At 75.6% G+C, this 20,517-nt stretch carries 22 protein-coding genes; 8 read left to right on the forward strand and 14 right to left on the reverse strand.

Features of this window, described 5'->3' with window-relative positions:
• Positions 1-108: 108 nt before the first annotated feature.
• Positions 109-849: an ABC transporter permease gene (locus KMZ30_RS13160; protein WP_215513416.1), complete on the reverse strand. Its 741-nt coding sequence runs from the start codon at positions 847-849 to the stop codon at positions 109-111.
• Positions 846-1,619 (reverse strand): ABC transporter ATP-binding protein, encoded by a 774-nt coding sequence (locus tag KMZ30_RS13165; protein ID WP_215513417.1) that lies wholly within the window; start codon positions 1,617-1,619, stop codon positions 846-848. Before KMZ30_RS13165 ends, KMZ30_RS13160 begins: the two co-directional genes overlap by 4 nt.
• A gap of 92 nt (positions 1,620-1,711) precedes the next feature.
• Here KMZ30_RS13165 and KMZ30_RS22375 point away from each other — a divergent pair, with 92 nt between their 5' ends.
• Genes KMZ30_RS22375 through KMZ30_RS13180 form a run of 3 tightly spaced genes read left to right on the forward strand, consistent with a single transcriptional unit; the run spans position 1,712 to position 4,507 of the window.
• Positions 1,712-2,446 carry a response regulator gene (locus tag KMZ30_RS22375; RefSeq protein WP_215513418.1) on the forward strand — a complete coding sequence of 245 codons (735 nt, stop codon included), beginning with the start codon at positions 1,712-1,714 and terminating at the stop codon, positions 2,444-2,446.
• On the forward strand, positions 2,443-3,744 hold the full coding sequence (locus KMZ30_RS13175; RefSeq protein WP_215513419.1) for a HAMP domain-containing sensor histidine kinase: 1,302 nt from the start codon (positions 2,443-2,445) through the stop codon (positions 3,742-3,744). The genes KMZ30_RS22375 and KMZ30_RS13175 overlap by 4 nt, the downstream gene beginning before the upstream one ends.
• A gap of 52 nt (positions 3,745-3,796) precedes the next feature.
• The gene (locus KMZ30_RS13180; protein WP_215513420.1) at positions 3,797-4,507 is read left to right on the forward strand and encodes a DUF4232 domain-containing protein; all 711 of its coding nucleotides are present in this window, start codon (positions 3,797-3,799) and stop codon (positions 4,505-4,507) included.
• Between the two features lie 35 nt (positions 4,508-4,542).
• On the opposite strand, the gene KMZ30_RS13185 is transcribed toward KMZ30_RS13180, so the two are convergent.
• Positions 4,543-5,370 (reverse strand): sugar phosphate isomerase/epimerase family protein, encoded by an 828-nt coding sequence (locus KMZ30_RS13185; protein WP_215513421.1) that lies wholly within the window; start codon positions 5,368-5,370, stop codon positions 4,543-4,545.
• 2 nt (positions 5,371-5,372) lie between these two features.
• Positions 5,373-6,299, reverse strand: coding sequence for a Ppx/GppA family phosphatase (locus KMZ30_RS13190; protein ID WP_215513422.1), 927 nt, complete (start codon positions 6,297-6,299; stop codon positions 5,373-5,375).
• Between the two features lie 77 nt (positions 6,300-6,376).
• On the opposite strand from KMZ30_RS13190, the gene KMZ30_RS13195 reads away from it, so the two are divergent.
• Entirely contained in the window at positions 6,377-7,315 is a 939-nt protein-coding gene (locus KMZ30_RS13195) for a DUF3109 family protein (protein ID WP_308279797.1), read from the forward strand.
• Positions 7,312-8,010, forward strand: a complete 699-nt coding sequence (locus KMZ30_RS13200; protein WP_215513423.1) for a class I SAM-dependent methyltransferase — start codon at positions 7,312-7,314, stop codon at positions 8,008-8,010. Before KMZ30_RS13195 ends, KMZ30_RS13200 begins: the two co-directional genes overlap by 4 nt.
• A gap of 92 nt (positions 8,011-8,102) precedes the next feature.
• Here the strand turns inward: KMZ30_RS13200 and KMZ30_RS13205 are convergent, their stop codons facing one another.
• Positions 8,103-8,567 carry an NUDIX hydrolase gene (locus tag KMZ30_RS13205; protein ID WP_215513424.1) on the reverse strand — a complete coding sequence of 155 codons (465 nt, stop codon included), beginning with the start codon at positions 8,565-8,567 and terminating at the stop codon, positions 8,103-8,105.
• Positions 8,567-9,196 (reverse strand): flavin reductase family protein, encoded by a 630-nt coding sequence (locus tag KMZ30_RS13210; RefSeq protein ID WP_215513425.1) that lies wholly within the window; start codon positions 9,194-9,196, stop codon positions 8,567-8,569. The genes KMZ30_RS13205 and KMZ30_RS13210 overlap by 1 nt, the downstream gene beginning before the upstream one ends.
• 52 nt (positions 9,197-9,248) lie before the next feature.
• Between KMZ30_RS13210 and KMZ30_RS13215 the strand changes: the two genes are divergently transcribed.
• Entirely contained in the window at positions 9,249-9,611 is a 363-nt protein-coding gene (locus tag KMZ30_RS13215; RefSeq protein WP_215513426.1) for a VOC family protein, read from the forward strand.
• A 4-nt stretch (positions 9,612-9,615) separates the two neighbouring features.
• On the opposite strand, the gene nadC is transcribed toward KMZ30_RS13215, so the two are convergent.
• From nadC to KMZ30_RS13240, 5 genes are all read right to left on the reverse strand, one after another.
• Positions 9,616-10,509, reverse strand: a complete 894-nt coding sequence (gene nadC / locus KMZ30_RS13220) for a carboxylating nicotinate-nucleotide diphosphorylase (RefSeq protein ID WP_215513427.1) — start codon at positions 10,507-10,509, stop codon at positions 9,616-9,618.
• Positions 10,506-12,245, reverse strand: a complete 1,740-nt coding sequence (locus tag KMZ30_RS13225; protein WP_215513428.1) for an L-aspartate oxidase — start codon at positions 12,243-12,245, stop codon at positions 10,506-10,508. The genes nadC and KMZ30_RS13225 overlap by 4 nt, the downstream gene beginning before the upstream one ends.
• Positions 12,238-13,167 carry a pantoate--beta-alanine ligase gene (panC, locus tag KMZ30_RS13230; RefSeq protein ID WP_215513429.1) on the reverse strand — a complete coding sequence of 310 codons (930 nt, stop codon included), beginning with the start codon at positions 13,165-13,167 and terminating at the stop codon, positions 12,238-12,240. The genes KMZ30_RS13225 and panC overlap by 8 nt, the downstream gene beginning before the upstream one ends.
• A gap of 67 nt (positions 13,168-13,234) precedes the next feature.
• Positions 13,235-14,848 (reverse strand): hypothetical protein, encoded by a 1,614-nt coding sequence (locus tag KMZ30_RS13235; RefSeq protein WP_215513430.1) that lies wholly within the window; start codon positions 14,846-14,848, stop codon positions 13,235-13,237.
• A 115-nt stretch (positions 14,849-14,963) separates the two neighbouring features.
• Positions 14,964-15,848, reverse strand: a complete 885-nt coding sequence (locus tag KMZ30_RS13240; protein WP_215513431.1) for a Rossmann-like and DUF2520 domain-containing protein — start codon at positions 15,846-15,848, stop codon at positions 14,964-14,966.
• Positions 15,849-15,891: 43 nt separating this feature from the next.
• Between KMZ30_RS13240 and KMZ30_RS13245 the strand changes: the two genes are divergently transcribed.
• Positions 15,892-16,848, forward strand: a complete 957-nt coding sequence (locus KMZ30_RS13245) for an SAM-dependent methyltransferase (RefSeq protein WP_215513432.1) — start codon at positions 15,892-15,894, stop codon at positions 16,846-16,848.
• A gap of 113 nt (positions 16,849-16,961) precedes the next feature.
• The gene (locus KMZ30_RS13250; protein ID WP_226902809.1) at positions 16,962-18,065 is read left to right on the forward strand and encodes an NADH-quinone oxidoreductase subunit D; all 1,104 of its coding nucleotides are present in this window, start codon (positions 16,962-16,964) and stop codon (positions 18,063-18,065) included.
• Between the two features lie 208 nt (positions 18,066-18,273).
• Here the strand turns inward: KMZ30_RS13250 and KMZ30_RS13255 are convergent, their stop codons facing one another.
• Genes KMZ30_RS13255 through folP form a run of 3 tightly spaced genes read right to left on the reverse strand, consistent with a single transcriptional unit; the run spans position 18,274 to position 20,509 of the window.
• Complete coding sequence (locus KMZ30_RS13255; RefSeq protein WP_215513434.1) at positions 18,274-18,768, reverse strand: DUF3180 domain-containing protein; 495 nt, start codon at positions 18,766-18,768, stop codon at positions 18,274-18,276.
• Positions 18,765-19,673 (reverse strand): 2-amino-4-hydroxy-6-hydroxymethyldihydropteridine diphosphokinase, encoded by a 909-nt coding sequence (gene folK, locus KMZ30_RS13260; protein WP_308279798.1) that lies wholly within the window; start codon positions 19,671-19,673, stop codon positions 18,765-18,767. Before folK ends, KMZ30_RS13255 begins: the two co-directional genes overlap by 4 nt.
• Positions 19,670-20,509, reverse strand: a complete 840-nt coding sequence (gene folP / locus KMZ30_RS13265; RefSeq protein ID WP_308279799.1) for a dihydropteroate synthase — start codon at positions 20,507-20,509, stop codon at positions 19,670-19,672. Before folP ends, folK begins: the two co-directional genes overlap by 4 nt.
• Positions 20,510-20,517: the final 8 nt, after the last annotated feature.

Consider the following 20,517-nt stretch of genomic DNA (forward strand, 5'->3'; position numbering starts at 1 on the left):
CACCTCCGACCGTGCAGGAATCGACGAAAGTGTCGAATCCTGCACACCGCCCACCCTCCGACCGTGCAGGAATCGACGAAAGTGTCGAATCCTGCACACCGGTCGGTGTCAGGGGGTGCGGCGGCGCAGGGTCAGGCTGCCGAGGACGAGCGCGACGACGATCCAGAGCAGCATGACCCCGAGGCTCGGCAGCACGTCGCCGAGCGGGTCGGTCTGCGTCGCCACGTCCTTCATCGCGTCCACGGCGTACGACAGCGGCAGGACGTCCGACACCGCCTCGAGCACCCCGGGCATCCGGTCGCGCGGCACGACGAGACCGCAGAGCAGGAACTGCGGCAGGACGAACGCGGGCATGAACTGCACGGCCTGGAACTCGGTGCGCGCGAACCCGCTCGCGAGCAGGCCGAGCGCGGTGCCGAGGACCGCGTCGACGACCGCGATGACGACGAGCAGCCAGACCGGGCCGGCGACGTCGAGCCCGCACACCCACACCGCGAACGCGCTGGCGACGACGGCCTGGACGAGCGCCATCACCCCGAAGGCCAGCGCGTACCCGAGCATGAGGTCGCCCTTGCCGAGCGGCGTCGTGAGCAGCCGCTCGAGCGTGCCCGTCGTGCGCTCGCGCAGGGTCGCGATGCTCGTGACGATGAACATGACGACGAGCGGGAAGACGCCGAGCAGCGCGGGCCCGACGGAGTCGAAGACGTCGACCGGGGAGTCGGCGTAGACCCACGCGAGCAGGCCGAGGAGCACGCAGGGGACGACGAGCATGAGGGCGACGGTGCGGTGGTCGCCGCGCAGCTGGCGCAGGATGCGCGCCGCCGTCGCGAGCGTGATCCGGGCGTTCACGACGCCTCCCCCGCGTGCCGGCCCCGATAGCCCTCCGGTGGTGCGTCCGTGGGCCGCCCGTCGTCGGCGTCGACGAGCGCGAGGAAGGCCGACTCCGCGTCGGTGGTGCCGGTGCGCTCGAGGAGGCCGGGCAGCGTCGAGTCGCTGAGCACCCGCCCCGCGCGCAGCAGCACGAGCCGGTCGCAGCGCACGGCCTCGTCCATCACGTGGCTCGAGACGAGGAGAGTGCGACCGTCGGCGGCGAGACCACGGAAGATGCGCCACAGGTCGCGGCGCAGGACGGGGTCGAGGCCGACCGTCGGCTCGTCGAGCACCAGCACGTCCGGGTCGCCGACGAGCGTGCACGCCAGCCCGGCCCGCGACAGCTGCCCGCCCGAGAGCGCCCCGGCCCGGGCGTCCGCGTGGTCGGTCAGGTCGACGGCGGCGATGGCGCGCTCGGCCGCGGCGGCGTCGGCGCCGACGACCCGGGCGAGGTAGCGGACGTTCTCGCGCACCGTGAGGTCGGCGTAGACGCTCGGGGCCTGCGTGAGGTAGCCGACCCTGCGCCGCAGCGCCGGCGACCCGGCCGGCTCGCCGAGCACCGTCACCGTGCCGCCCGCGACGACCTGGACGCCGACGACGGCCCGCATCAGCGTGGACTTGCCGCCACCGCTCGGACCGAGGAGCCCGACGATCTCACCGCGCGGCACGGTCATCGACAGGCCGGGCAGCACCTCGCGCCCGCCCCGGACCACCCGGAGGTCGTCGACCACGATCGCGTCGTCGGTCATGACCCCGACGATGGCACCGCCCGCGCGCCGTGTCGAGCACCGCCGGCGTCCCGTCGGGCCACGGGGCGCGACGACGCGCCTACTGTGGCCGCGTGAGCGAGAGCACCACCGCGACCGGACGGCGCCGCGTCCTCCTCGTCGAGGACGACGCCGTCATCGGGGAGGCCACGGCCGCCCACCTGGAGCGCGACGGCTACGACGTCGTCTGGCACACCGACGGGCTGGAGGCGTGGGACGCCTGGCGCTGTGCCGCACCGCCGTTCGACCTCGTCGTGTCGGACGTGATGCTCCCCGGCCTCGACGGCGCGAGCCTGACGCGGCGCATCCGCGAGAGCGACCAGGTGCCCGTCGTCCTCGTCTCGGCGCGCACCGACAGCCTCGACGTCGTCGGCGGGCTCGAGGCCGGCGCGGACGACTACGTGACCAAGCCCTTCGACGTCCAGGTCCTGCGCGCCCGGCTGCGCAACGCCCTGCGGCGCTCCGCCGCCGACCGGGAGGCGACCGCCACCGAGCCCGCTGCCACGTCCGCCGACGGGACGGGCCCGGAGACGTTCGGCGACCTCGTCCTCGACCGCCGGGCCGTCCAGCTGCGCCGCGGCGACGAGGTGCTGCGCCTCACCCCGACCGAGATGCGACTCTTCCTCGAGCTCGCCGACGAGCCCGGCCGCGTGCTCTCGCGCCGCGCGCTGCTGGAGCGGGTCTGGGGCTACGGCGACACCGAGGACGACGACCACGTCGTCAACGTCCACGTCCAGCGGCTGCGCTCCAAGGTCGGCGCCGAGCGGGTCGAGACCGTCCGCGGCTTCGGCTACCGGCTGGTCCGATGAGCCGGCGCGCACGTGGCCTGCGCGGCCGGATCGCCACGGCCGTCATCCTCGTCGCGCTCGCCGCCGTGGCCGCCCTCGGGGTCGCCGTCCACCTCCTCGTCCTGCGCGAGCAGGTCGACACGGCGCGGCGCACCGCCGCCGACCGGATCTCCGCCGCCGTCGACGTCCGGACGGCCACCGGGCTGCTCGCCTTCGACGCGCGCGTCGACGACCCGGCGGTGCCCGCCGAGCTGCGCGACGCGGTGCGTGCCGACGGTGCCCGCGCCACCCTCGTGACCGGTGGCGCGGTGCGGACGGTGTGGGCGGCGGCGCGCGACGGCGAGGTGGTCCTCTCGACGCGGACGCGCTTCGTCCCGGCCGACGGCACGGTCGCGCAGGTCGACCGCGCGCTGCTGCTCGCCGGGGCGGTCGTCGTGCTCGTCGCGGGCCTCGTCGGCTGGGTGACCGCCGGCCGGCTGGCGCAGCGCCTGCGCCGGGCCGCGGACACCGCGCGCGGTGTGGCCTCCGGGGACGACCCCACGTCGCTACGCCGCGTCGTCGGGGAGCGGCACGACGAGGTCGGCGCGCTGGCCGACGCCGTCGACGCGATGGCCGCCCGGTTGGCCGACCGGGTCCGCGCCGAGCAGCGCTTCACCGCGGACGTCGCCCACGACCTGCGCACCCCGGTGACCGGTCTGCTCACCGCCGCCGAGCTGCTGGAGCCCTCGCGTGCAGCCGATCTCGTGCGGGACCGCGCCCGGGCCCTCGCTGCCCTCGTCGAGGAGCTGCTCGAGGTCGCCCGTCTCGACGGCGGTCGCGAGCGGGCCCTCGCCGAGCAGGTGGACCTCGGCGAGGTCGTGCACCGCGTGGTCCGCCGCGGCGTCGCGTCCGGTGAGATCCCGGAGGGCGCCGTCACCGTCCGCACCCAGGGAGGCGCCGGCGTGGTCACCGACCCGCGCCGGGTCGACCGGGTCGTCAGCAACCTGGTCCGCAACGCCCTGCGGCACGGGGCGCCCCCCGTCGAGGTCGTGCAGGACGGCCGGGTCGTCGAGGTGCGCGACCACGGCCCCGGCTTCGAGGCGTCCCTGCTCCGGGAGGGGCCGCAGCGGCTGCGGCACAGCCGGACCGACCGCGACGGGCACGGTCTCGGGCTCGTCATCGCGACCGGGCAGGCCCGCGTGCTCGGGGCGACGCTCGCGCTCGACAACCCGTCCGGCGGTGGCGCCCTCGCGCGGCTCCGGCTGCCCGAGAGGCCCTCCGACCCACCTCACGACGAGGTCACGGCCGGGTCACCGGACCGTGAGCGGACCGGTGCGTGACGGTGACCGCGGCGAGGCGTGCCGGAGACCTCGCCGTCCTAGCGTCGTCGGCATGAGCACACGACGCCTCCGTCCCGTCCTCGCGGCGACCGCCCTGGTCGCCGCCCTCGGCCTCACCGCCTGCGGCAACGGCCTCGAGTCCTCCGGCAGCGCCACGACGGGCCTGTCCGGCAGCCCGAGCGCGACCAGCAGCGCCGACCCGTCGGCCTCGCCGAGCATCTCCCCCACCGGCTCCACCCCGTCGAGCTCCGCGAGCTCCACCGGCGGCTCCTCGCCGACGGCCTCGTCCGGGTCCGGCGCATCCCCGACCTCGACCTCGTCGTCCGGCCGGGTCGGCCGGTGCCCGCTCGGCTCGCTCGACGTCGGCGTCCGGAGCCCGTCCGGTGGCGCGGCCGCCGGCAGCACGTACTACCTGATCAGCTTCCGCAACACCGGGTCACGCAGCTGCGTCCTCGACGGCTTCCCGGGCGTCTCGTTCGTCGGCCGGGGCGACGGCACGCAGCTCGGGTCCGCCGCCGAGCGCACCGGCACGGCACGCACGGTCACCCTCGCCCCGGGCCGCTCGACGACCTCCCTCCTGCAGGTCGCCAACGCGGGCAACTACCCCCAGCGCAGCTGCGCCCCGACGACGGCGGACGGGTTCCGGGTCTACCCGCCCGGGTCGACCGAGGCCGCGTTCGTCAAGCAGTCCGTCCAGGCCTGCCAGGGCTCGACCGGCGGCTCGCCGCAGCTCGTCGTCTCGTCGGTCGGCACCTCGGGCTGACCCCGCCCCGCCACGCACCGCCCCGGTCCCTCCCCTCAGGAGGACACCGGGGCGAGGTGCAGCCGGGCGAAGGCCAGCGACTCCGCGAGGTCGAGGTCGCGGCGCTCGTCGTCGGCCCGGCGGGTCGAGACCTCCACGACGACGTCGCCCGCGAACCCCCGCGTCGCGAGGGCCTCCAGCACCTCGCCGCAGGGCTGGGTGCCGCGACCGGGCACGAGATGCTCGTCGCGGGGGGCCCCGGAGCCGTCCGCGAGGTGCAGCTGGGTGAGCCGGGGTCCGAGGGAGGCGGCCATCGACAGGGCGTCCGAGCCCGCGGTCGCGGTGTGCGACAGGTCGAGCGTCACGTGGTCGTAGGGCTGGGGCACCGGGTCCCAGTGCGGCAGGTAGGCCTCCACCTCGCGCGAGCGGGCCCCCGCCTTCCACGGGTACATGTTCTCGACGGCCAGCCGCAGGCCGGTGCGCTCCTCGCGCAGGGCCACCCCGTCCGCGAACCCCCGGGCGTAGTCGCGCTGCCAGCGGAAGGGCGGGTGGAGCACGACCGTGCCGGCGCCGAGCTCCGCGGCGAGGTCGAGCGAGCGGTCGACCTTCTCCCACGGGTCGGTCCCCCACACCCGCTGGGTCACGAGCAGCGTGGGCGCGTGCACCGAGACGACCGGCACGCCGTGGTGCTCCACGAGCCGGCGCAGCGCCCCGGCCTCCCGGGTCAGCGGGTCCGTCCACACCATGACCTCGACCCCGTCGTAGCCCAGCTGGGCCGCTGTGGCGAAGGCCGCGGCGCAGCCGAGCGGGTAGACCGACGACGTCGAGAGCGCGACCCGCGGCGCCGCCGGTCGGCGGCGGCGCGGGGTGCGCGGGCCCGGCACGGTCACCGCATCCGGTCGAGGTGGCGCAGGAGGATGCCCTCGCGCAGCGCCCACGGGCAGATCTCGAGGGCCTCGAGGCCGAGCAGGTCCATCGTGGCGTCGGCGACGACGGCGGCGGCGAGGACCTGCCGCGAGCGGGAGGTCGACACCCCGGGCAGGTCGGCCCGCTCGCGCGCGGTCATGGCGGCGATCTTCGGGAGCCACTCGAGCAGCGCCTCGCGCGGCAGGAGCCGGCGTGCGTACATCCCCTCGGAGCTCGGCGCGGCGCCGCAGATGCGGGCGAGCGAGCGCATCGACTTGCTCGTGCCGACGGCGAGGTCGGGTGCGCCGGCCTTGGCGAGCGGTCGCAGCTCGGCGGCGATGGTGGCGCGCACCCGGCGGCGGGCCTCGCGCAGGTCGTCGGGCGAGGGCGGGTCGCCGGGCAGGAGGTCGCGGGTGACGCGGCCGGCGCCGAGGGGGACCGAGATCGCCACGTCGGGCTCCTCGTCCATGCCCATCGCGAGCTCGAGGGAGCCGCCGCCGATGTCGGCGACGAGCAGCGTGCCGGCCGACCAGCCGAACCACCGGCGGACGGCGAGGAAGGTCAGCCGGGCCTCCTCCTCGCCCGTCAGGACGTCGAGCCGCACGCCGGTGCGCTCGGCGACGTGGGCGAGGACCTCGGTGCCGTTCGGCGCCTCGCGGACCGCGCTCGTGACGAACCCGCGCAGGTCCTCGACGCCCTGGTCCTCGGCGACGGCGAGGCACTCCGCGACGAAGTCGGCGAGCGCGTCGCGGCCGTCGTCGGCGATGAGGCCCTCGTCGGTGACGTGCTCGGACAGGCGCAGGTCGATCTTGTGCTTGCTCGCCGGCAGCGGCTGGGCCCCGGGATGGGCGTCGACGACGAGGAGGTGGACGGTGTTCGAACCGACGTCGACGACCCCGAGGCGCATGGGCACAAGGTATCCGCTGCGGGGTGGCGCGGCCCCACCGCGCCCATCCCGCGGCCGACCGTGCATAGGGTGGGCGCGTGCCCGAAGCGTCCCTCGACATCCCCCGCACCTGGGCGGAGTTCGCCGACCCCGACGACCCGGGGCAGCGCTTCCGGGTCGACCTCACGTGGCTGACCTCGAGCTGGAGCTGCATCTTCGGCTCCGGGTGCCGCGGCATCTACGCGGACCGGCCCGACGACGGGTGCTGCACCCTCGGCGCGCACTTCACCGACGACGACGACCTCGAGCGCGTCCGCGCCGTCGTGGCCGAGCTCGGCGAGGACGAGTGGCAGCACCACCCGGGCCACGGGAAGCACGGCGACAAGAGCCCGGCCCGCCGCTCGGCGTGGACCGAGGTCGACGACGAGGGCGACCGCAAGACCAAGGTCGTCGACGGGGCCTGCATCTTCCTCAACCGGCCGGGCTTTCCCGCCGGGGCCGGGTGCGCGCTGCACCAGCACGCCGTCCTCACCGGTCAGCAGCCCCACGAGGTCAAGCCCGACGTCTGCTGGCAGCTGCCGATCCGGCGCTCGTACCGGACCGTCGAGCAGCCCGACGACACCTCGTACCTCGAGGTGACCATCGCCGAGTACACGCGCCGCGGGTGGGGCCCGGGCGGGCACGACCTCGACTGGTACTGCTCCTCCAACCCCGAGGCGCACGTCGGACGCGAGCCGGTCTACCGCAGCAGCCACGCCGAGCTCGTCGCCCTCATGGGGCAGGCCGGCTACGACGAGCTCGTCGTCCGCTGCGAGGCGCACCTCGCCGTCGTCCGCCACGCGCAGTCGGCCGGCGCCCGCAAGCTCATCCCGCTGCTCGTCCACCCCGCCACGGCCGAGGCCGGGACCATCGGGGGACGGCGCGAGCGGGTCAAGCGCCGCCGGGGCACGAACGCCCTGCCCGGTGACGAGGACGGCGCGAACGAGCCGGCGCACCCGGTCGCCGGCCGGACGGCGCGGGGACGCCGCGAGGGGTGAGCGGGTCCGGTCGGGCCATCCGCAGCCCGAACATCTGGGACACCCCCGAGGTCTACGAGCTCGAGAACCTCGCGTCCGACCGCGCCGGCGTCATCGACGCCGCGATCGCCGCGCTGCACCCCCTGCGCGGCGCGGTGCTCGTCGACGTCGGCTGCGGCACCGGGTTCCACCTGCCGCGGTTCGCCGAGCGCGGCGCGACCGTGCTGGGTGTCGAGCCGCACCTGCCCCTCGTTCGCCGGGCGGCGAACCGGCTGCGCGCCAAGGGGTCCCGCGCCCGGGTCGTGGCCGCGAGCGCCGAGGCGCTGCCGGTCGCCGACGCCTCCGTCGACGTCGTGCACGCGCGCTGGGCGTACTTCTTCGGCGCCGGGTGCGAGCCGGGGCTCGCCGAGCTGGAGCGCGTCCTCCGGCCCGGCGGCGTCGCCTGCCTCGTCGACAACGACGCGACGCGCTCGACCTTCGGCGGATGGTTCGCGCGCGCCTACCCCGCCTACGACCCCGTCGCCGTGCAGCGCTTCTGGGACCGGCAGGGCTTCACGACGCAGGCGCTGACCATCCGGTGGACCTTCGACCGGCGCGAGGACCTCGAGGCCGTCGTCCGCATCGAGCTGCCGCCGGGGCCGGCCGACGCCGTCCTCGCGGAGCACGAGGGGCTCGAGGTGGACTACGCCGTGGCCCTCCGCTGGCGCCGCTCCTGACCCCATCCCCTCCCCCACTCCTCCGCGAACGTGTGTTGAACCGCCGGTGTCCTCCGGCGATTTCACACACGTTCGCGGGGAGGAGGGGGGTGTCAGGTGAGGCGGGTGGGGCCGGTGTGCGCGACGGCGGTGCGGATGCGCTCGCGGTGGTCGGCGGCCATCGGCGGCAGCGCCCGCAGCGGGAACCAGGCGACCTGCGACGACTCGTCGTCGGCGACGTGCGCGTCCCCGCCGAGCCAGCGGCAGCGGAAGGTGTGGTCGACGTACTGCGACCGGTCGCCGTTCGGATACTCGATGACCGGGGTGACGTCGACCCACGCGAGCAGCTCGACCTCGCAGCGGACGCCGGTCTCCTCGAGGCACTCCCGCACGGCGGTCGTCGCCGGGTGCTCGCCGGGGTCGCAGATGCCCGTGACCGGCGTCCACTCCCCCGTGTCGGCGCGGCGGACGAGGAGGACGTCGTCGCCGCGCAGCACGACCGCCGTGACGCCGGGCAGCCAGAGCAGCTCGTGACCGACCGAGCGCCGCAGCGAGACGATGAAGTCGGGCGTCGCCATCAGCCGTCGTACCTCGGCCGCTCGATCTCGCGGATCTCGCCGAGCAGCCCCCACTCGTCGGCGCCGAGGCGCGACCAGGGCTGCAGCGCACCGATGTCCACGTGCGGACGCCGCACCATGTCGTCGCTGGCGGCGACCGAGGCGTCGACCGCCGCGTGCAGGACGAGCCCGACCACGACGAAGCAGTTTCCGGTCGGGCGCACCTCGTGCAGCCGGCACTCGAAGGCGACCGGCGACCCCGCGACGCGCGGCGGGGCAACGGTCAGCGACGGCTCGCGCGTCACGCCCTCGGCGTCGAACTCGCCGACCTCCGGCGGGTAGTCGGCGCTCGTCGCGTTGACGACCTCGAACAGCGGACCGGGCGCGACGTTGACGACGAACTCGCCGGTGGCCTCGATGTTGCGCAGCGTGTCCTTGCGACCGACCGACGTGAACGCGAGCATCGCCGGGTCGGTGCTGACGACGGTGAAGAACGAGTGCGGTGCGAGGTTGTCGACACCGTCGGCCGACCGGCTGCTCACCCACGCGATGGGCCGCGGCACGACGGCCGACGTCATCAGCCGGTAGGCGGCGCCGGGGCGCATCCGGTCGTCCTCGGGGCCGTGCTGCACGGCGAGCTCGTGGCGCATCCACCGAGCCTAGGTCTTCCGCGGGGGCCTCCTGCCCACGCAGACTGGCGGCATGCTGACCCGGTTCGTGGCGACCGTCTTCTACGCCGACCTCGAGGTCGGTCTCGACCTGTTCGTCGACGGCCTGCGGATGGACGTCGTGCACCGCGACGGCGGGTTCGTCGTCCTGGAACGGGACGGCGCGAAGATCCAGCTCGCCGAGAACGCCGAGGCCGCGGCCCACGCCGAGCGGCCCGAGCTCGGTCTGGAGACCGACGACCTCGACGCCGTCTTCGCGGACGTCGCCGCGCGCCGGCCGGACCTGCTCCACCCCAACCTGCCGAGGCCCACCCTGCGGCCGTGGGGCGCCCGGGAGCTCGCCCTGCTCGACGCGACGACGGTGTGCGTCGTGGTGCGCGAGTGGCCGCGCCCCTGATGCGTCAGGCGTCCGAGGGGTCGAGGTCGAGCGCGATGTCGACGATCGGCGAGGAGTGCGTCAGCCCACCGACCGACAGGTAGTCGACACCGGTCTCGGCGTACGCGCGCACCACCTCGAGCGTCAGCCCGCCGGTCGCCTCGAGCTCGACGTGCTCGCCGGTGGCGCGCACGGCCTCGACGGTGGCCCGCAGCAGGTCGGGGGACATGTTGTCGCAGAGGAGGAACCGCGCGCCGACCGCGACCGACTCCAGCGCCTCGGCCGTCGTCGTCACCTCGACCTGCACGTCGACGTCGGGGTAGGCGCTCCGCACCGCCGCGTACGCCGCGCCCAGCCCGCCGGCGGCGAGCTTGTGGTTGTCCTTGATCATCGCGACGTCGTACAGGCCCATCCGCTTGTTCGTGCCCCCGCCGCAGCGCACCGCGTACTTCTCGAGCGCCCGCATCCCCGGGGTCGTCTTGCGGGTGTCGAGCACGGTCGCCCCGGTGCCCTCCAGCGCGTCGGCCCAGCGCCGGGTGTGCGTCGCGACGCCCGAGGTGCGCGAGAGGACGTTGAGCAGCGTCCGCTCGGCGACGAGCGTGGTGCGGGTCGACCCGCGCAGCGTCGCCAGGTGCTCGCCGCGTGCGATGCGCTCCCCGTCGGCCACGTGCTCCTCGACCTCGACGGCACCGGTCCCGAGCCGGCGGGCCACCGCCTCGCAGACGAGCGCGGCCACCGGCAGGCCGGCGAGCACGCCGTCCGCACGGGCCACGACGTGCGCCACCGACCGCTGCCCGGCGGGGATCGTGGACAGCGTGGTCACGTCGCGCCCACCGGAATTCGACGTGCCGAGGTCCTCGTCGAGAGCGCGCTCGACGACGAGCCGGGCGTCGTCGAGGGGGAAGCCGAGGTCGCTCACAGGGCTCCTCCGAGGGGGTCGAGGGCGGGTCGCTCGAGCACGTCGAGCCGCCCGTCGGCGCCCCGGACGACGGACTGGTGCACGAGCCAGCGGTCGTCGTCGCGCCGCGGGTGGTCGGTGCGCACGTGGCCGCCGCGGGTCTCCTCCCGCCGGTGGGCCAGGAGCGCGAGCGCCTGCCCGAGGTGCAGGAGGTTGGTCGTCTCCCAGGTCCCCGGCCCCGGCTCGGCGTCCCCCGCCGGCACCGTCGAGAGGGCCTCGAGGTCGAGCAGCGTCCGCGTCGTCGAGTCCGCGCTGCGCAGCGGGCCGCATCCGCGGGTCATGGTGCGCTGCACCGAGATCCGCTCGGAGAAGTCGAGGAGGTCGGCGCCGCCGTCCTCGTCGTCGTCCGGCTCGCGCCGGGGCAGGTCGCCGGCCGCGAGCCGCTCGGTGACGTCGTCGGCGATGCGGTGGGCGAACACGAGGCCCTCCAGCAGCGAGTTGGAGGCCAGGCGGTTCGCCCCGTGCACGCCGGTGCAGGAGACCTCGCCGCACGCGTAGAGACCGTCGAGGGAGGTCCGCCCGCGCAGGTCGGTCTCGACGCCGCCGGAGGCGTAGTGCTGCGCCGGCGCGACCGGCAGCAGGTCGGTCGCCGGGTCGAACCCGAGCTCGCGGCACCGGGCGACGATGGACGGGAAGCGCTCCTCGAGGAAGTCGCCGCCGAGGTGGCGCGCGTCGAGCCAGACGTGGGGCAGCCCGCGCTCCCCCATGACGTCGAGGATGCCGCGCGCCACGACGTCGCGCGGCGCGAGGTCGGCGAGCTCGTGCCGCCCGACCATGAACCGCTCGCCGCGGTCGTCGACGAGGAAGGCGCCCTCGCCGCGCACGGCCTCGGAGATGAGTGGCTGCTGGCCGGTCGAGCCCTCGCCAAGGAAGAGGACGGTCGGGTGGAACTGCACGAACTCCAGGTCGGTGGTGCGGGCGCCGGCGCGCAGGGCGGCTGCCATCCCGTCACCCGTCGCGACCGGCGGGTTCGTCGTCGAGGTGTAGATCTGCCCGAGCCCACCCGTCGCGAGGACGACGGCGCGGGCGCGCGCCGCGCCGACGCCGTCGACCTGGCCCTCGCCGATGACGTGCAGCGTCACGCCGCCGACGGCCCCCTCGGCGTCGGTCAGGAGGTCCACGACGAGCGCGTGCTCGACGACCTCGATGCCGGGGTCGTCGACGACGGCCCGCAGCGCGGCGATGAGCGCCCGCGAGATCTCGGCGCCGGTGGCGTCGCCCCCGGCGTGCGCGATGCGGTCGCGGTGGTGCCCGCCCTCGCGCGTCAGCTTGATGTCGCCGCCGGCGTCGCGGTCGAACTCGGCGCCGAGCGCGACGAGCTCGCGGACGCGGTCGGGCCCCTCGGTGACCAGCGCCCGCACGGCCTCGACGTCGCAGAGCCCGACGCCGGCGACGAGGGTGTCGTCGAGGTGCTCCTGCGGGGTGTCCTCGGGGTGCAGGGCCGCGGCGATGCCGCCCTGCGCCCACGCGGTCGAGCCCGCCGACAGCACCGTCTTCGTCACGAGGAGCACGCGCTCGACCCGCTCGCGCAGCCGCAGCGCGCAGGTGAGCCCGGCGATGCCCGACCCGACGACGACCACGTCCGCCTCGACCGTCCAGCCCGGGGCCGGCGCGGCGAGGCGGCGCGGGAGCAGCGGCGAGCCGGGCAGCACCGCGGTGCCCGGCCCCTCCTCCACGGCCGGCGCGGGCTCAGACATCGGCGCGGGCGTGCGGGACGTCGGAGAAGACGTCGAGGGCGCCACCCCCCGGTCCGACGACGAGCGGGGTGTTGTCGATGAGCCGGGTCGTGCCGATGCGGGCGGCGACGGCCAGCAGCGCCTCGCCCCGGTACCACTCCGGGACGTCCGCGAGCGTGTGCGGGTGGACGAGCACGAGGTAGTCGACGAGGGCCAGGGGTTCCTCGACGAGGATCTCGCGGGCGGCCCGCCGGACCGCCGACGGGCCGAAGGGGGCGGCGTCGGCGCCGGCCCGCAGCGCACGGCTGAGGCAGAGCGCGACCTCGCGGTCGGACGGGGTGAGGTAGGTGTTGCGGCTGCTCATCGCGAGCCCGTCGGCCTCGCGGACGGTCGGGACCGACACGACGTCGACCGGCACGTCGAGGTCGCGCACCATCCGCCGGATGAGGAGCAGCTGCTGGGCGTCCTTCTGGCCGTAGTAGGCGCTGCGGGCGGCGGTCAGGTGCAGCAGCTTGCCGACGACGGTGAGGACGCCGTCGAAGTGGCCGGGCCGCGAGGCACCCTCCAGCAGCTCGCCGAGCGGGCCGGCCGAGATGCGGACGCCGGGGTCGCCGTCGGGGTAGACGACGTCGGGCGTCGGCGCGAAGACGACGTCGACGCCGGCCGCCGTGCAGATGGCCATGTCGTCGTCGAACGTGCGGGGGTAGCGGGAGAGGTCCTCCTTCGGCCCGAACTGGAGCGGGTTGAGGAAGATCGTCACGACGACGTGGTCGTGGCGCTGCCGGGCGGCGCGGATGAGCTGCGCGTGCCCCTCGTGCAGGGCCCCCATCGTCATGACGACGGCGACGTCCCGGCTGGGCAGGGCCTCACGGGCGGCCTTGAGCTCCTCGCGGGTCATCGCGACCGTCGGGACGGCTCTGGGATCGGTCGACTGCGACGTCATGCCCGCATCCTTGCGCACCCGCGCGGCGACGGGCCCGCCGGGAGGTCCCGGCGGGCCCGTCACCGGCTCAGCGGACGAACTTGAGGTAGGTCCACGACGACCAGACGGCGGCGTTCTTCGTGTCCCCCGTCCAGAGGACCCGCGTCCGCACGCGCTCACCGGCGGCCCACTCGGGGCCGAAGTACAGCCCCTTGCGGCTCGTGCTGTCGAGCTTCACGCACGACGACGTCCACGTGTAGCCCCAGCCGCGCCCCTTGGGGGTCTGCGCCTGGAACTTCACACACTGGCCGGCGTGCGACGGGGAGACCTTGGCGACGACGTACGGCTTCGACCTCGCCCGGACCAGCTGGTAGGAGCCGGACCGCCCGACCACCTTGGTGATCGTCGTCGCGACCCTGGCCCGCACGTCGACGTGGGTCCCGGCGGTCGCCGGGTCGCGGTCGGCGTCACCGGCGTACGCGACGGAGAACGCGGTGCGCACGGTCACGGGCAGGGTGACGGTGAGGTTGCCCCGGGAGTCGGTCGCGGCCTCCTTGACCAGCTTCTTCGTGCCCTTGTACGGCGTGGCGTAGACCGCGACCGTCGCGCCCGGGTGCGAGACGTGCACCGTGACCTTGGCCGTGGCGCCGTAGGAGTAGGTGGAGGCACCCCGCGTGATCGACAGGCTCGTCGCCTGGCGCGGCGTGATCCGACGGTAGGTCCACGACGTCGTGCCGGACCCGTCCCAGCCGCTGTCGACGACGTAGAGGTCCGTGGCCCCGAAGGCGAGGCCCCGGGGGGCCAGCTCGTGCAGGGTGCCCCCGAGCTCGTAGGAGCGCACGAGGCTGCCGCTGCCCTGGCGGTAGAGGTAGACGTCCGGCTCGTACCAGCCGGAGATGCCGGCCGCGACGAGCCCGTCGGCGCGCACGGCGACGGCGTTGGGGTAGGCGTCGCTCGGGTAGACCGTCCGCTCGGTGAGGTCGTCCGTCGAGAAGCCGACGTGGCGGTACGGCGAGTAGTCCGTGGCGATGACCTCGGCGCCGTCGGGCGTGACGGTGAAGTCGCGCGCGTCCGTGGTGACCGTCGGGCCCGCGAGCGCGGCCGTGGCGGGTCCCCCCGAGACGTCGAGGACCGCCAGCCCGCCGGAGACCTGGACGACGACCTTCCCGGCCAGCCCGGTGGAGGTCTCGACGCGTTGCGGCGCGACGCCCTCCGGCGCGAGGTCCAGCGTGACGCTCGAGTCGCCGAGCTGCACCGACCCGAGCCGCCAGGACCCTCCGGTGCAGTCGTCGTAGGTGAACCACAGGACGCTGCCCTGCTGCGCCACCGAGCTCGGGCAGACACCGCTGCCGAGCGCGATGCGGCTGACCGCCAGGCTCGTCCCGTCGACGACGCCGACGGCCCGCTGGGAGGTGAGGGCGAGGTAGAACACCGACCCGTCGAGGGCCAGGTCGACGTCCTGGGCCCCCGCGAGCCCGCTGACCGGGGTGCGCGGCGTGCCGTCCAGCCCGAGGACGGTCACCTCGGACGAGGCCGTCCCGGAGGTGATGAGCACCCGGTCGTGGGCCTCGTCGACGGCCAGGTCGGTGAAGCCCGGCAGCGACAGCGACGACCCGGCGGCGCCGGACGGTGCCGCCGGTGCGACGAGCAGGCCGGCGGCGAGAGCCGCCGTGCCCAGGACGGATGTGAGGCTTCGGCGCATGCAGGAACTTCCCTCGGTCGACGGCGGTCCCCTCGACCGCGGCGTGACCGTATCGCCGATCGACCCGGGGCCGTGGCCGATTCGGCGAAAGTGGGCCCGGTCGGCCGGGCGCGCGTCAGTCGGTGCCGAGCACGCCGAGGAGCGGCTCCGCCGCGGTCGGCGACAGCCGCCCGCTGTCGAGGGCCCGCAGCGCCGTCGCCCGGGCGAGCGCGACGTAGGTGCGGCGCACCTCGGGCGAGGTCCGTCCGAGCTCGCGGAGGTGGTCGGCGAGCGTGCCGACGTCGCCGCGCGCGACGGGCCCGGTGAGCGCGGCGTCGCCCATCCGCAGGGCGTTGTCGAGGGCGGCGTGCATGAGCGGGGCGAGCACCGCCCGGGGGTCCGGCACCCCGGCGCGCGCGAGGACCTCCATCGCCTCCGCGGTGAGGGTGACGAGGTGGTTCGCGCCGTGGGCGAGCGCCGCGTGGTACGCGAGCCGGTCCTCCTCGGGGACCCAGACGGGGGTGCCACCCATCTCGAGGACGAGGGCCTCCGCGACCGGGCGCAGCGCCTCGTCGGCGGTCACCCCGAAGGCGCAGTCGACGAGCCGGTCGAGGTCCATCGCGGTGCCGGTGAACGTCATCGCCGGATGGAGCGCGAGCGGCATCGCGTGGTGCTCGCGGACCGGCTCGAGGACGGTCGTGCCGTGCCGGCCGCTCGTGTGGACGACCAGCTGGCCGGCCTGCCACGCCCCCGTGGCCGCGAGCCCACGGACGAGGTGCCCGAGGGCGTCGTCGGGGACGGCGAGCAGCACGAGCTCGGCCCCCTCGACGACGGTCGGGACGTCGGCGACCGGGACGCCGGGCAGGAGGGTCGCGGCGCGGTCGCGGCTGGCGTCCGAGACGGCGTAGACGCCGCTGACGCGGTGCCCGGCGCGGGCGAGCGCCGCGCCGAGGACCGCCCCCACGCGGCCGGCGCCGACGACGCCGACGGTGAGGCGGGCAGGGTGCTCGAGGCCGTCCACCCGTCGCACGCTACCGCCGTCGCGCACCGGTAGCGTGCGGCGGGTGGACCCCGTGCCGTGGCGTGACGCGTGGCAGGACGCGCTGTACGGACCGGACGGGTTCTACCGGCGGCCCGAGGGACCGGCGGGCCACTTCACCACCTCGGCGCACGGCGGGCCCGGCGCGCTCCTCGCGCAGGCGCTGGCTCGCCTCGCCGACACCGAGGGCGCGACCCACGTCGTCGACGTCGGCGCCGGTCGCGGTGAGCTCCTGGAGGCGCTGCACGCGGACCGGCCCGACCTGCGGCTCACCGGGGTCGACGTCGTCGACCGGCCGGTCTCCCTGCCCGCCGGCGTCGGGTGGACGACCTCGCCCGGCGGCGCGGTGCTGCCCGAGGCGCTGGTCGACCTCGACGACGTCCTCGTCGTCGCCCACGAGTGGCTCGACGTCGTGCCCTGCACCGTCGCCGAGATCGACCGGGCCGGCCGGCCGCGCACGGTGCTGGTCGACCCCCGCTCGGGCGAGGAGTCCCTCGGCGGCCCGCTCGACCCCGCCGACGCCGCGTGGTGCGCGGCCCACTGGCCCACCGACGACCTGGCCCCCGGCGACCGCGTCGAGGTCGGGCTGGCGCGCGACCGCGCCTGGGCCGACCTGCTCGGCCGCGTCAAGCGCGGGGTGGTGCTCGCCGTCGACTACGGCCACACCGCGGCCGACCGGCCCGCCCGGGGCACCCTCATCGGCTACCGCGACGGCGTCGGCGTCGACCCGGTGCCGGACGGCTCCTGCGACGTCACCGCGCACGTCGCCGTCGACTCGCTCCGGCACGACGAGCTGACGACGCAGCGCGAGGCCCTGCACCGGCTGCTCGGCCGCCCCGTCGTGCCCGACCACGGGCTGTCCCGCACCGACCCGGCCGCCTACCTCGCGGCGCTGGCGCGCACCTCGGCGCTCACCGCGCTGACCGACCCGGCCGGGCTCGGCGGCTTCCGCTGGGTGCTCGCCCGCGTGCGCGCCGGATGAGCCCCCGGGGCGTGCGGCAGACTGGCCGCGTGAGCCCCCACGCCCCCACCGAGCAGCACGCGCCGCGGGCCCTCGACGTCGCGGTCGGGGCCGGCGGGCTCGCGACGGCCGACATGGTCCTCAACATCGGTCCGCAGCACCCGGCGACGCACGGGGTGCTCCGGCTCAAGGTCGTCCTCGACGGTGAGCGCATCGTCGCCGCCGAGCCGGTGGTCGGCTACATGCACCGCGGGGCCGAGAAGCTCTTCGAGGTCCGCGACTACCGGCAGATCACCGTCCTCGCCAACCGCCACGACTGGCTCTCGGCCTTCTCCAACGAGCTCGGGGTCGTGCTCGGTGTCGAGGCGATGCTCGGGATGGAGGTGCCCGAGCGTGCGGTCTGGCTGCGCACGCTGCTCGCCGAGCTCAACCGGGTCCTCAACCACCTGATGTTCCTCGGCTCCTACCCGCTCGAGCTCGGCGCCATCACGCCGGTGTTCTACGCGTTCCGCGAGCGCGAGGAGCTGCAGGCCGTCATGGAGGAGGCCTCCGGCGGCCGGATGCACTACATGTTCAACCGGGTCGGCGGCCTCAAGGAGGACGTCCCGGCCGGCTGGCTCGGCCGGGTCGCCGACGCGGTGGATGCCGTGCGCCGTCGCCTGCCCGAGCTCGGGTCGCTGCTCGTCGGCAACGAGATCCTCCTCGCGCGCACCCGGGGCGTCGGGGTGCTCGACCCCGCGACGGTCCACGCGTACGGCGTCTCGGGCCCCATCGCCCGCGCGAGCGGCGTCGACCTCGACCTGCGCCGCGACGACCCCTACCTCGCCTACGCCGAGCTCTTCGCGCCCGGAGGGCCCGGCCGGGTCGTCACCCGCACCGAGGGCGACTGCCTGGCCCGGCTCGAGGTGCTGCTCGAGCAGGTGCACGTCAGCCTCGACCTCGCCGACGCCTGCCTCGACCGGCTGCGCACCCTGCCGCCCGGACCGGTCAACCAGCGCCTGCCCAAGGTGCTCAAGGTGCCCGAGGGCGAGCGGTACACGGCGACCGAGAACCCGTTGGGGCTCAGCGGGTACCACCTCGTCTCCCGCGGCGAGAAGACGCCGTGGCGGCTCAAGCTGCGCTCGGCGTCGTTCAACAACGTGCAGGTCCTCACCGAGGTGCTGCCCGGCTGCCTCGTCGCCGACATGGTCGCCGTGCTCGGGTCGATGTTCTTCGTCGTCGGCGACGTCGACAAGTAGTCGCCGGCGTCAGTGCCCGCGCGCGTCCCCGGGCGTGCAGGAATCGACGCTTTCGTCAGTTCCTGCACGCCCGGGACACCGTCACCCCAGCCCTCGGTGTGCAGGAATCGACGCTTTCGTCAGTTCCTGCACGCCCGGGACACCGTCACCCCAGCCCTCGGTGTGCAGGAATCGACGCTTTCGTCAGTTCCTGCACGGGCCGCCGGCGTCAGTGGTGGGGGGCGGGCTCGTCCGCCGGGCCCGTGCGGTCCTCGTCGTCGTCGCGGTCGATGCGGCACCACGCCTGCGCGACCATGCCGGCGACCACGAGCAGCACCGACGCGAGCAGCATCAGGCCGAAGACGAGCAGCCGGTCGCGGTTGGCGACGAGCGAGAGGTCGCCGAGCAGGCTCGCCAGCTGCCCGAGGTACCACCCGGAGGCCGCGGCCCCGGTCAGCGCGGCAGCCTGGGCGAGGACGACGGTCCGCGCCGCGCGCAGCGCCTCGACCGACGTCCGGTGGCCGCTGCGCAGGTGGCGCCGGACCGGGCGGGCCAGCCAGAGCACGAGCCCACCCATGACGACGAGCAGGACGCCGGCCGCCCACGGGGGGCGCTGCAGCAGCGTGCCGTCGCGGGTGACGACGAAGGCCACGAGCCAGCCGAGCACCGCCGTGACGAGCGCGACGAGGGCCAGCACCTGGAGGCGGATGCCGTTGCGGCTCAAGAGATCTCCTCGTCCAGCGGCGTGATGTCGGAGGTGTCCAGGCCCGCCAGGAGGTCGGCCACGGCGACCACCCCGCCGGCGTGCCGCAGCACCGCCGACGGGTCGGCGTCGTGCCAGGGCGCGAGCACGAAGCCGCGCTCGTGGGCCCGCGGGTGCGGGAGCTGCAGGTGCGGGCGGTCGGACACGACGTCGGTGCCGTCGGCCGGGTCGCCGTACTGGACGAGGTCGAGGTCGAGCGTGCGTGCGCCCCACCGGACCTCGCGCACCCGGTCGAACGCGGCCTCGAGCCGGTGCAGCTCGCGCAGGAACGACGCCGGCGAGAGCGCGGTGCGCATCGTCGCGACGGCGTTGGCGTAGCGCGGCTGCTCGGGCCCGCCGACCGGGTCGGTGCCGACGACGCCGGAGGCGTGCAGCCCGTGGACCGCGGGATGGTGCGCCAGCGCCTCGAGGGCCGAGCGCACGGTGTCGGCGGGCGCGCTGGCGCCGTGCGGCAGGTTGGCCCCGACCGCGACGACGACCGGCACCGGCTCGCGGTGGCGCACGACCCGGACGGTGACGTCGCCGAACGGCACGCCGACCGGCGCCTGCGGCTTGTGGACGGTCACGACGACCTCGTCGACGGCGGTGTGCCGCAACGCGTCCTGCGCGACGACCTCGGCAAGCCGCTCGATGAGGTCGAACGGCTCGCCCTCGATGCGCGCGAGGGTCGCGGCCCCGATCTCACCGTAGTTGACGGTGTCGCCGAGGTCGTCGGTCCGACCGGCCGGCGCGAGGTCGACGGCGATCTCGACGTCGACGACGAACTCCTGGCCCTCGCGCTTCTCGTGCTCGAAGACGCCGTGGAACCCGCGCCCGCGCACCCCGCTGAGGGTGACGCGGTCGCGCGAGGTGCCGGCGGGGATCACGCGTCGACCCCGGTGCCCCGCAGGGCCTGCGCGACGTCGAGGGCGTCGACCGCCGCGACGACGTCGTGCACGCGCACGCCCCACGCGCCGTGGGCGGCGGCGTGCGCGGTCGTCACGGCGGTCGCGACGTCGCGCTCGAGCGGCGTCCGCTCCGCGCGGCCCTCGCGGCCGACGAGACCGAGGAACTTCTTGCGCGAGGTGCCGACGAGCACCGGCTGCCCGAGGGCGAGCACCTCGTCGAGCCGGCGCAGCAGCTCCCAGTTGTGGGCCGCGAGCTTCGCGAACCCGAAGCCCGGGTCGAGGACGAGCCGCGAGGGGTCGACCCCCGCGGCCAGCGCGGCGTCGAGCCGTCCCTGCAGCTCGCGGCCGACGTCGGCGACGACGTCGTCGTAGCGGGCGCGGTCCTGCATCCCCGCGCTGTGCCCGCGCCAGTGCATCGCGACGTAGGGCACGCCGCGCTCCGCGACCAGCGGCAGCATGTCGGAGTCGGCGAGGCCGCCCGAGACGTCGTTGACGAGCGTGGCACCGGCGTCGAGCGCCGCGGCGGCGACCGAGGCGCGCATCGTGTCGACCGACACGGGGCCGTCGGCGGCCAGCGCCTCGACGACGGGCAGCACCCGGCGCAGCTCCTCGGCCTCGGAGGGCCGTTCGGCCCCCGGCCGGGTGGACTCGCCACCGACGTCGAGGACGTCGGCGCCCTGCTCGCGCAGGAGCCGGCCGTGCGCGACGGCGTCCTCGGGCTGGAACCACTCGCCGCCGTCACTGAAGGAGTCGGGCGTCACGTTGACGACGCCGAGGACCAGCGGCCGACCGGGCCGGCCGGTGGGGAGGGGCACCGCCCCGG

Source organism: Phycicoccus mangrovi (assembly GCF_018729305.1).
Classification (GTDB): domain Bacteria; phylum Actinomycetota; class Actinomycetes; order Actinomycetales; family Dermatophilaceae; genus Phycicoccus; species Phycicoccus jejuensis.